General features: G+C 46.0%; 6 protein-coding genes. 2 read left to right on the top strand and 4 right to left on the bottom strand.

All coding sequences use genetic code 11. The features are described 5' to 3' along the window. Positions 1-192: 192 nt before the first annotated feature. The gene (locus tag V7S65_RS19215) at positions 193-660 is read right to left on the bottom strand and encodes a GNAT family N-acetyltransferase (protein WP_079470068.1); all 468 of its coding nucleotides are present in this window, start codon (positions 658-660) and stop codon (positions 193-195) included. Between the two features lie 94 nt (positions 661-754). On the opposite strand from V7S65_RS19215, the gene V7S65_RS19220 reads away from it, so the two are divergent. Together V7S65_RS19220 and V7S65_RS19225 are read left to right on the top strand one after the other, a co-directional pair. Further along, the gene (locus V7S65_RS19220) at positions 755-2245 is read left to right on the top strand and encodes an ATP-binding cassette domain-containing protein (RefSeq protein ID WP_336387883.1); all 1491 of its coding nucleotides are present in this window, start codon (positions 755-757) and stop codon (positions 2243-2245) included. Positions 2246-2365: 120 nt separating this feature from the next. Beyond that, positions 2366-7951: an alpha-2-macroglobulin family protein gene (locus tag V7S65_RS19225; RefSeq protein ID WP_336387882.1), complete on the top strand. Its 5586-nt coding sequence runs from the start codon at positions 2366-2368 to the stop codon at positions 7949-7951. Positions 7952-8016: 65 nt separating this feature from the next. On the opposite strand, the gene gap is transcribed toward V7S65_RS19225, so the two are convergent. The 3 genes from gap to V7S65_RS19240 all read right to left on the bottom strand — a co-directional run bounded on the left by gap (position 8017) and on the right by V7S65_RS19240 (position 11200). Continuing rightward, a complete protein-coding gene (gene gap, locus V7S65_RS19230) occupies positions 8017-9027 on the bottom strand; it encodes a type I glyceraldehyde-3-phosphate dehydrogenase (protein WP_336387881.1) in 1011 nt (336 codons plus the stop codon). Between the two features lie 19 nt (positions 9028-9046). Continuing rightward, positions 9047-9919 (bottom strand): alpha/beta fold hydrolase, encoded by an 873-nt coding sequence (locus V7S65_RS19235; protein WP_336387880.1) that lies wholly within the window; start codon positions 9917-9919, stop codon positions 9047-9049. 216 nt (positions 9920-10135) lie between these two features. Beyond that, a complete protein-coding gene (locus V7S65_RS19240) occupies positions 10136-11200 on the bottom strand; it encodes a PDDEXK nuclease domain-containing protein (protein WP_336387879.1) in 1065 nt (354 codons plus the stop codon). Positions 11201-11723: the final 523 nt, after the last annotated feature.

The following is an 11723-nucleotide window of genomic DNA, read 5'->3' on the forward strand; positions in this document are numbered from 1 at the left end:
AATTGTCTTGGAGCAGGATTACGCTGATTAACCGTGAGTATTATGATTTTATTTTAGCGGATTTTAGATTATAAAAAGAATAAGGGGAGATAGAAGCGGATATTCGCTTTTATCTCCCCTCAATATTTTAAACAAAAGGTGGAAAAATCATTTGCATCACGGTTAATCAGCGTAATCCTGCTCCAAGACAATTTAATCGCCGAAGGCGATCTCCCCGCTCCGCCTCAGCATCTCAATGTGAGGAATTCCATCTTCCATATAAGTATCACTGGTTTGCTCAAACCCCAGTGAAGTATAAAACCGCTGTAAATATTGCTGCGCCCCGATCCTGATAGGAATCACACCATAATGCTCCTGTAGCGCTGCAATAGAACGCTCCATCAGTTCCCTTCCCGCACCTTTGCCGCGGGCCAGCGGAGAAGTAATCACCCTGCCGATAGAAGCCTCTTTAAACTTGATTCCCGGTGGAAAAATACGGGTATACGCCAACAACCGGCCTTCTTCATCTGTTCCCATTAAATGCAGCCCCTTCTGGTCGGAATAGTCCAGATCCTGGTAAGCGCAATTTTGCTCCACCACAAATACTTCACTGCGCAAATGCAGGATAGCATAGAGTTCTGCAGTGGTTAATTCTTCAAATGATTTTATATTCCAGATCATACCCTCAAACTTTGCCATAAATTTACTGGAAGCTTTCAATAATCGGGTTAATTTTATATCCGACAGAAGAATACTGAGTCCAATCGTTCAAACTATGACAGCACAGCAAACGCCATTCCTCTCACTGGAACATATTACGGTGAGGTATCTCGATAAAACATTATTCAATACCCTCACCTGGCAGATCAACAAAGGAGAACAATGGGCCATCACAGGGCCCAGCGGTTCCGGTAAAACCGCCCTGCTGAATACCATTCTTGGTAAATTTAATATCATCAATGGTAGCATCCATTACCACTTTTACGACGAGTGGTGCCGGCAGCATACCATCACAGATCCCTGGTTTAATTACCGCAACCTGGTAGCCCTGGTAGGACATCATCATACCTTCCGCAACCTCTCCAATACCACTACGGATTTTTATTATCAGCAACGCTTCAACAGCATGGATGCAGATAATTCCCCCACCGTAATGGAATACCTGGAACTCACCGAACTACCGGCATTACTTCAGCCACTGCGTATTGCCCCGCTGATGGAAAAACGGCTCATCAAATTATCCAATGGCGAAACCCGTCGGGTAATGATTGCACGCGCCCTCATCCAACAGCCGCAACTGCTCATGCTGGATAATCCCTACATCGGGCTGGATGTACAGGCCAGGAAGGATTTCAGCAATATGATCAATGAAATCATTGCCGGTGGCGCCACCGTATTGCTGGCTACCACCCCTCATGAAATTCCCGAACATATTACGCATGTGCTTACCCTGGAAAATGGGAGTATAACTGGCAAGTATACACGCAGCGAATTTACACAGCTGCCATTACCCGCGGCAACAGCAATAACGCTGCCGGAAATGGAGGCTGATAAAATAACAGCACTGGTGCAAAACAGCCAGCAACAACAATTTGATACGATTGTGCGGATGGAGGACATCCATATTAAATACGGCGAAAATACCATCCTCAACAACATCAACTGGACGGTTAAGCCAAACGAAAAATGGGCTTTGCTGGGGCCCAATGGCGCAGGTAAATCCACCCTGCTGAGTCTTGTAAACGGCGATAATCCACAGGCGTATGCCAATAAGCTCTGGCTGTTCGATCGGAAACGGGGCAGCGGGGAAAGTATCTGGGATATCAAGAAAAAAATCGGCTTCGTATCGCCGGAACTGCACCAGTATTTTACCTCCCGCGATAACTGCCTCCAGGTGGTATGCTCCGGCTTCTCGGATGTAATTGGCAGCACCAGGCCGGCTACTCCCGGACAACAACAGGTGGCCCGCGACTGGATGAGCATTCTGAATATAGCCGAACACGAAAAGGCGCCGTTCAAACAGGTGCCTGAAAGCGCGCAGCGCCTAACCTTGCTGGCCCGCGCCCTTGTTAAAAATCCGCCCCTGCTGATCTTTGATGAGCCCTGCCAGGGACTGGATACCCAGCAAAAACTACATTTCAAAAAGGTGATAGAACAGCTGTGCGAACACATGCCGGTAACACTCATCTTTGTTACCCACTACGAAGATGAACTGCCTTCCTGTGTAGATAAGTTTATCCGGCTCAATAAAGGCGAAATGGTGTAGCAAATTATATGTGATCACATTCAAACGAAAAGGGGGAAGGCTTTAAGTCTTCCCCCTTCCTGTTTGAATAAAATTCCCGACATTCGCACCTAATAGTTAATCACCTAATCTGCTTTCCTGATGCACCCAACAAAAAGGCTTACCGCTGTAGCAGCATTATTTTCATTCCTGGCCGCCCTGTTTGTGATAAGTGGTTGCCGTACCGCGAAAAAAGAAATGAACCCCGAATTTGCCCGGTACATTGAGGCATACACCGCGGGTATCATTTCCAAACAAAGCGCCATCCGTGTTCACCTCACCGCACAAACGAATGTAACCCATACCCAGAACGAGCCACTGGAAAAGGAAGTATTCGAATTTTCTCCTTCCATCAAAGGAAAGTCCTACTGGATTGATGCCACCACCATCGAATTCAGACCAGATGAAAATCTGCAACCCGGCAAAACGTATGAAGCCAACTTTAAACTTGGTAAAATACTGGAAGTGCCCAAGGAACTCAAATCATTTGACTTTGAATTCAAGATCATCAAACCCTCTTTCTCGATAGAAAATTTCGGGCTGAAAGCCAGTACCAATAATACCCTCGACCGCATGACCTGCACAGGCGCTATTTACACGGCGGATGTGGAAGATCCCCAGGCGATTGAAAAAATACTCACCGCACAATATGCCGGTAAAGGCTTACCCATTACCTGGCAGCACAACGCCGCAGAACGTACCTCCCGCTTTACGATTGCCAACATCGCACGAGCCAATATTGCCCGTAACATGGAACTGAGCTGGAACGGGGCGCCCCTGAAAGTAGACAACAATGGAAAAAACACCATCGAAGTTCCTGCTATCGGCGACTTTAAAGTGCTGAATGTAAAAGCTCTCGCAGATCCGGAACAACACCTCCTGGTACAATTTTCTGATCCTGTAAGCATGGCCCAGACACTGGAAGGGCTTATCGGCATCAGCGGGCAAAGCGACCTGCGTTATACCATTGATGGCAGCGAAGTTAGCGTATATGCACCCGTGCGACTGGAAGGAAACTACAACGTAATAGTAAATGAAGGTGTTATAAACATCACGGATAAACGCTTAGGCAAAACTTTCAGCGCCAACGTTAACTTTGAAAATACTTTACCCAGTGTGAGCATTCCCGGCAAAGGCGTGATCCTGCCGGAAAGCAATAAGCTGGTGATGCCGTTTGAAGCGGTGAACCTCAACGCCGTAGACGTTTCCATTATAAAAATCTACGAAAATAATGTACCGCAATATCTTCAGCGGAACGACCTCGACGGCAGCCAGGAGCTACGGCGTGTAGGTAAGCCCGTAGTAGAGAAAACCATCCGCCTCGATGGAGATAAATCGGTAAACCTGCATAAGAAAAACCGCTTCTTCCTGGACCTCGATAAAATGCTGCGCACCGAACCCGGCGCCATTTACCGCATCACCATCGGTTTCCGGAAATCATACGCTATGACCGCCTGCTCCGCAGATACCACCAAAGACGGTGACAACGCTTCCTCCGATGAGGAAGGAGAGGAAGAATATTACGGAGGCGGAGAAAAAATTGATGATGATGATTCCTTCTGGCAACGGTACGATAGCTACTATCCATATGGCTATAACTGGGACCGCCGGAATGATGCCTGCTCCAATTCTTATTACAGCAAAGATAAATGGGCATCCCGCAACGTGATTTCTTCCAACATTGGCCTCATTGCCAAAAGAGGAAACGATAACAGCATGCTGGTAGCGGTAACGGATATACGCGATACCAAACCTCTCATAGGAGTGGAACTGGAGTTACTCGACTATCAAAACCAGGTCATCTTTAAAACTAAAAGTGACGGGGAAGGACTCGCTTCTTTCGATCTGAAACGTAAGCCCTACCTGCTTATCGCCAAAAAAGAAAATGAACGGGGTTATCTTAAACTCGACGACGGCAGTTCCCTTCCATTAAGCCGGTTTGATGTAAAAGGAGAGGAAGTACAAAACGGCATCAAAGGCTTCCTCTATGGCGAGCGTGGTGTATGGCGTCCCGGTGATTCCGTTTATCTTACTTTTATTTTGGAAGATAAAGGAGAGAAATTACCGGCAGATCACCCTGTTTCACTGGAACTATACAATCCAAAAGGACAACTATACAAACGGATCAATCAGCACGAAGGACTAAACGGCTTCTACAGCTTTGCGACTGCTACTGCACCGGATGACCCAACCGGTAACTGGGTGGCAAAAGTAAAAGTAGGCGGCGCCACCTTCCAGAAGAATGTACGCATTGAAACCGTAAAGCCCAACCGCCTCAAAATAAAAATGGATTTCGGCAGCACCACTTCCTTGTCGAAAGGCAGCGCTACCGGTAACTTATCGGCCATGTGGCTGTTTGGCGCCACGGCACAGCATCTGAAAGCGAAGGTAGATGTATCGCTGGTACAGCAAAGCACCAGCTTCCCAAAATTCGGGGACTACTCTTTCGATGATCCGGTAACTCATTTCGAGGCAGAAAATAAAACCATCTTTGAAGGCCCGCTGAGTGAAAGCGGCAGCGCTCCGGTAAATGCAGACATACAACTGGGCAAAGTAGCGCCGGGCCAGCTGAAAGCAAACTTTGAAGTAAAAGTATTTGAACCCGGAGGCGATTTCAGTATCGATCACTTCTCCATGCCCTATAATCCATTCACCTCTTACGCAGGCTTGCGCATTCCCACAGGCGACCGCACCACCGGTATGCTGCTCACAGACCGGCCGCATTCTATCGACCTGGTGGATGTAGATGGCAATGGCAATCTCACTACCGGCAGCCGCGAAGTACAGGTAGAATTATATAAAATTAAATGGAGATGGTGGTGGGATGAAGGTGAGCAGGACGACTACTCCAACTTCACACAGGACAGCTATAACCAGCTGTTGAGCAAAGAAACCGTTACCCTGCAGAATGGTAAAGGCAAATGGGACCTGCGCGTAAACTCACCGGATTGGGGCAGGTACCTGATCAGGGTGAAAGACCTGCAAAGCGGCCATACCGCAGGTAAAGCCGTGTATATCGACTGGCCCGGATGGGCAGAAAGGATGCAGAAGGATAATCCTGCGGAAGCATCTATGCTGGTGTTTACCTCCGATAAACAAACCTATAAAACCGGTGATGACATTAACCTCACCATCCCAAGCAGCGAAGGCGGCCGCGGGCTGGTAAGTATTGAGTCCGGCAGCAAAGTGCTGAAAACATACTGGATCACTACCAAACAGGGACAAACCACCTTTAAGTTCAAGGCGGAAAAGAATATGACGCCTAATATATACGTGAACGTTAGTTTGCTGCAGCCACATGCGCAAACCCTCAACGATCTGCCGATCCGTATGTATGGTACCATTCCGATTTCCATTGAAGACCCCGGCACCATCCTCAAGCCGGTGATCACGATGGCAGACAAGCTGAAACCTGAAACAGAAGCCAGCATCACCGTGAGTGAAGGCAATGGCAAACCCATGACCTATACCATTGCTATTGTAGATGAAGGTCTGCTCGATCTTACCCGTTTCAAAACACCGGACCCTCATAATGCATTCTATGCAAGAGAAGCACTCGGCGTAAAAACCTGGGATTTGTTCGATTACGTGATAGGCGCCTGGGGAGCGGACATGGATCGCATCCTGAGTATAGGTGGTGACGAAGGACTGGATAAAAATGCCGGTGGCGCCAAAGCCAATCGCTTTAAGCCCGTGGTAAAATATATGGGTCCCTTCTACCTGAAAACGGGACAAAAACAAACACATAAATTTAAGCTGCCACCATACATAGGATCTGTGAAAGCGATGGTAGTAGCCGGTCAGGATGGCGCTTATGGCTTTGCTGAAAAAGCAGTAGCGGTAAAGAAACCGTTGATGTTGCTCACCACAGCGCCGCGCGTGCTTGGTCCGTCAGAAACCATCCAGGTGCCGGTAACCGTATTCGGCCTGGAACCCAATATCCGCAATGTGAATGTTAGTTTAAGTACCAGTTCGTTGCTGGAAATTGTAGGCGAACAAACCAAAACAGTGACCTTCTCACAACCCGGAGAACAAATTGTTTATTTTGATGTAAAAGTACGTCCGCAAACAGGTGTGGCTAAAATAAAAGTAACAGCCAGCAGTGGTGCAGAAAAAGCAGAAGAAAACATTGAGCTGAATGTTCGTAATCCTAACCCGGTGATCACCAATATTATTGAAAATACCCTGGAAGGAAATAAGAGCTGGCAATCTGCTTTCAGCCCCGTGGGCATGACAGGCACCAATTCCGGTGTGCTGGAAGTGTCTACCATTCCATCTCTCAACCTGGGCAAACGCCTGCGGTTCCTGATAGAATATCCGCATGGCTGTATTGAGCAAACTACTTCGGGCGTGTTCCCGCAGCTGGTGCTGAACCAGTTGATGGATCTGAAAGAAAGTCAGCGGGCAGAAGTAGACCGCAATGTAAAAGCGGGTATCAACAGGCTGAAAAGCTTCCAGACTTCCGACGGTGGTTTCAGCTACTGGCCGGGTGAAGGCAACTCCGATGAGTGGGGTACCAATTATGGTGGTCATTTCCTCATAGAGGCGCAGGCGCAGGGTTATACCTTGCCAGCCGGGTTACTGGATCAATGGAAGAAATACCAGCGCAATAAAGCCGGTACCTGGGCGCCCAGCACCCTTAATTTTTATGGTGGCGATCTTACACAATCGTACCGCCTGTACCTGCTGGCACTGGCCAAATCGCCGGAGCTGGGTGCGATGAACCGGTTAAAGGAATTCAAGTACCTGTCTGTTCCTGCCAAATGGAGGCTCGCTGCTGCTTATAAACTCTCCGGTCAGCCGGAGGTAGCCAACTCCCTTGTACAGGGACTTGCCACTGAAGTTAAAGCGTATACGCAACTGGGCGGCACTTTTGGTTCTGATTTGCGCGACAGGGCCATGATCCTGGAAACACTCACCATCATGGGCCAACGTAACCGCGCCAACGAACTGGTGAAACAGATTGCCGCACAACTGTCGCAAAACGACCAGTGGTACAGCACACAAACAACCGCTTACTCGCTGATTGCCGTTGCAAAGTATTGCGGCAATAACAAAGGTGGCAGTAAGATGAATTTTGCCTACACCATCAACGGCGTCAAGGGCAATGTAAACGGGCAATCTTTTGTTACACAGATACCTGTTACGTTCAACAGCAGCGCGGGCAATATCAGCATACAGAATAACGGGCAAAACGTGTTGTATGTACGGCTTATTCTCCAGGGACAACCGGATGCCGGTCAGGAACCGGTAGCCACTAATAACCCGGATATATTGGGCATGCAGGTAAGCTTCAGTACCCGCGATGGTAAACCGCTGGATCCGGCTACATTGCGGCAGGGAAGCGACTTTATGGCCACTGTTACCGTCACCAATCCGGGCAAGAGAGGCTATTATGAACAAATGGCTTTGTCGCAGATCTTCCCTTCAGGCTGGGAAATAATAAATACCCGCTTGATGGAAAACGATAGCGCGTTCCATTCTTCCCCATCTACGTATATGGATATACGTGATGACCGGGTATATACTTATTTCAATATAGAAGAGAGTAAAAAACGTACGTATAATGTATTGCTGAACGCCGCCTATCTGGGTAGATATTATCTGCCGGCAACTTCCTGCGAAGCGATGTATGACAACACCATACACGCTTTCACACCAGGCAAGTGGGTAGAGGTAGTGAAGTAGAAAGAAATAATAAAGAAAAAAGGCGTTTCGGAAATTCCGGAGCGCCTTTTTTTATGAGCAGATAACTACTGCTTTAACCGGGCAAAATATGTTACGGTACGCACCAGTTGTGATACATAACTCATTTCATTATCGTACCAGCTTACCACTCTTACGATCTGCTGATCTCCTGCTGATAATACTTTTGTTTGTGTGGCATCAAAGAGAGAGCCGTAGTGGCTGCCTATAATATCGCTGCTCACTATTTCATCGGTGTTATATCCGAAACTTTCGTTGGCAGCGGCTTTCATGGCAGCGTTCACTTCGTCTGCAGTTACTTTCTTTTGCAGGGTCACCGTAAGTTCAGTTAATGATCCGGCTATTACTGGTACCCGCTGCGATGTACCATCCAGTTTCCCTTTCAAAGTGGGAAGTACCAGTCCTATTGCCTTTGCAGCTCCTGTACTGGTGGGGATAATACTTTGAGCCGCGGCTCTTGCTCTCCGCAGGTCTCCTTTGGCATGGGGCGCATCCTGGATATTCTGATCATTCGTATAGGCGTGAATGGTAGTCATGAGGCCATTTACGATACCGAAAGTATCTTCCAGCACCTGCGCCATAGGGGCCAGGCAATTGGTGGTACAGGAGGCACAACTGATAATGCTTTCTGTTCCATCTAAGATGTTGTGATTAACATTATACACGATCGTTTTCAGATCGCCTGTAGCAGGGGCCGAGATCACCACTTTCGCTGCACCTGCTTCCAGGTGGGTTGCTGCGGCGTTCCTGTCTGTAAAAAAGCCGGTGCTTTCCAGTACTACGTCTACTGCATGTTGTGCCCAGGGAATTTCAGCAGGATTTCTTTTGGCGTATACCTTAATTTCTTTTCCATTTACAGAGATGGCATTTTCGGTGGCTGTTACATTTGCATCAAACCGGCCCTGTGCCGTATCATACTTCAACAGGTGCGCTAATACAGCCGGGCTGGTTAAATCATTGATAGCCACAATTTCAATACCGGGCTGATGGTACATCTCACGAAAAAACAATCTTCCAATTCTTCCAAATCCGTTGATGGCGATTTTTGTGTGCGACATAAAAAATATTTTTTAGTAATTATCTTTTTAAGAAATCGTGTATCAGGGCAGCTATTTCCTCATGGTATTCTTCCAGCGCGAAGTGGCTGCCTTCCAGCAGGTGTACTTCTGCATTTGGTACATCCCTTTTATAGGCTTCTGCTCCCGGCCAGGTAAAGATGCGGTCGTGTTTTCCCCATACTACGAGGAGCCGCGGTTGGTGTGTACGCAGGTATTGCTGCCATTCGGGATATTTTGGAAAGTTGGTACCATAATTCCGGAACAGGGCCACCTGTATAGCTTCTACGCCGGGCCTCGACATATAGGCATGCGCCAGTTCGTAACTGTCGGGGCTCACACTTTCCGGGTTGGCTGCTCCCAGCAGATGTTCTTCTTTAATTTTTTCAAGGCTAAGCTTATGTACAATAGCTGCCAGTAATGCTTTCTCATCTCCGGCTTTTTGTAATGTGCCAACTTCCTGTACGTCGGGTCCTAAGCCTTCATTATATACATTGGCATTTTGTATGATCAGCGCTTCTACCAGTTCGGGTCTTTTACTGATGATCCGGAATGCAACGGGGCCGCCGTAGTCCTGCAAATACCAGCTGAATTTTGTTAATCCCAGCTTGTCGATAAACTGTTCTATTACCAGCGCAAGGTTATCAAATGTATAGTCGAATGCAGTTAGCGAAGGAATACTGCTTTGGCCGAATCCAGGATAATCCGGGGCAATCACATGATACCTGTCTGCCAGGTCACGGATCAGATCGCGGTACATGTGTGAGGTAGATGGGAAACCGTGGAGCAGCAATATTACCGGTGCATCTGCCGGGCCGGCTTCGCGGTAAAAGATATCGAGGTTGTTAACAGTAACTGTTTTGTGAAGAACGGGGGCGGTAGTGAGTGTTTGCATATAAATATATTTTTGTACCATTCAGTACATTATTAGATAAAAAAATATCGCTTATAGTGAGTGGTTACTTGCGGTTATTGTGTGAAATATGTCATATAAAAGTTATTTGCTGGCATAAAGGTATATATTTTACCAATTGGTACAAAATATATTTTAAAAAAATGTTGAGGGGAAGATATACAGGAAGATGATGAGATCGGACATACTTTAAATTGATCAGGCTAACTCATTCTCAAACAACTCGTGGAGTTTCTGCTGCAGCAGTTTTTTATCGGGCAGGATCGTCTGATACTCAGCAATAACAGCAGGAGAAAGGTTTCTGCTGAGGGCAAACTCTACTATCTCATTATTTTTCTCTTTGCAGAGCAAAATGCCCACGCTCGGGTTCTCATGCGACTTCCTGACATTCCGGTCCAGCGCTTCGAGATAGAAATTCAGTTTGCCAATATACTCCGGCATAAACTCCGTGGCTTTCAGCTCAAAAGCCACCAGGCAATGCAACTCCCGGTGATAAAACAACAAGTCGATGTAGAAGTTAACGCCGCCTACCATGATCTTAAATTCCTGGTCCATGAAAATGAAGTCCTTTCCCAGTTCGAGGACAAAGGTTTTAATTTTATGGATAAGCGCTTTTTGTAAATCGCTTTCATTGTGTGGTTCGGGGAGGTTGAGGAATTCGAAAACGTAGCTGTCTTTGAAGCCAACAGAGGGTTTTTGTGGCTTATTTGTTATCCTTTCCTGAGAGGGATAATTACCTAACAGTATTCTTTCATACAGGCTACTCTTTACTTGTCGCTCTAATTCTTTCAATGAGTAACTCTCGTTAATGCAAAGACGAATATAAAATGCTCTCTCTTCGCTTTTCCTGACTTTTTCCAATAATACAAGATGGTGCGACCAAGATATCTTAACCAACAACGTATTACGAATACTTTTAAATTTCGCCGGCGCTGTCGGCGAAATCATATCTAACTGACTACCAATGACTTCAGAATTTCTGTCATCTGAAAACGCTTCTATATCGGCGATGTATGTTTCATAAAACAGTTTCATTCTATAGAGTCCCCGATCACTGAAACCTTTTAATTCGGGATGATGTCTGATTATAAAATCAGACAATTCTTTAATCGTTCCTTTTCCCCAAATATTGCTCTGAATTTTGCGATGAATATACTCTCCAACATTCCAGTAAAGATTGATTAGTTCAACATTCACCATTCGCTGGGCATTAGTTCTGGATCGCTGAATAAGCGTTACAATTTCTGCAAATTGATGTGTCATAGAATTTAATTTTGGTTATGTTTTGTGAAAAAATAAAAATTAGTTTCTCATTTTGTAAATAATGAAAAGCAACTACATCAGCCAATACATATTACATATTTCTTTAAATTTCGCCAACAGTGTTGGCGAAATTATATCTCATTCATAATCAAATAAATATGTACAACTCAAGCTGATACATTACATTAATTTTATAATTTCGCCATCAGTGATGGCGAAATTATATTTCACTGATAATAAATGACTTATGATTACTTCTATAGAAAAGTTCTTGCCAATTAGTTTTCTAATTGTGCCATCAGTGGTGGCACAATTACATCTAACTGAAAATCAATAATTTAAAAAAATAAACCTCCAATAAATCAAAGAACTACCATCGATCACTTTGATCATCCAATAATCAACGAACACACGAAAACAAAATTCATCCAGGGGGTAGAAAAGTGAAGAATAACATCTCTCGGAAATCAACAAAACAACCAGGGCAAACAAAATCCACGTACGCAAAGGAACAAACAAACCA

The sequence above is a fragment of the Chitinophaga sp. CCNWYY40 genome, assembly GCF_037483205.1.
Lineage (GTDB): Bacteria > Bacteroidota > Bacteroidia > Chitinophagales > Chitinophagaceae > Chitinophaga > Chitinophaga ginsengisegetis.

What these genes read in the sequence shown, in the direction of transcription:
- V7S65_RS19235 (WP_336387880.1), bottom strand. Translation starts at nt 9,919, where the DNA reads ATGCAAACACTCACTACCGCCCCCGTTCTTCACAAAACAGTTACTGTT.
- V7S65_RS19215 (WP_079470068.1), bottom strand. Translation starts at nt 660, where the DNA reads ATGATCTGGAATATAAAATCATTTGAAGAATTAACCACTGCAGAACTC.
- V7S65_RS19225 (WP_336387882.1), top strand. Translation starts at nt 2,366, where the DNA reads ATGCACCCAACAAAAAGGCTTACCGCTGTAGCAGCATTATTTTCATTC.
- gap (WP_336387881.1), bottom strand. Translation starts at nt 9,027, where the DNA reads ATGTCGCACACAAAAATCGCCATCAACGGATTTGGAAGAATTGGAAGA.
- V7S65_RS19240 (WP_336387879.1), bottom strand. Translation starts at nt 11,200, where the DNA reads ATGACACATCAATTTGCAGAAATTGTAACGCTTATTCAGCGATCCAGA.
- V7S65_RS19220 (WP_336387883.1), top strand. Translation starts at nt 755, where the DNA reads ATGACAGCACAGCAAACGCCATTCCTCTCACTGGAACATATTACGGTG.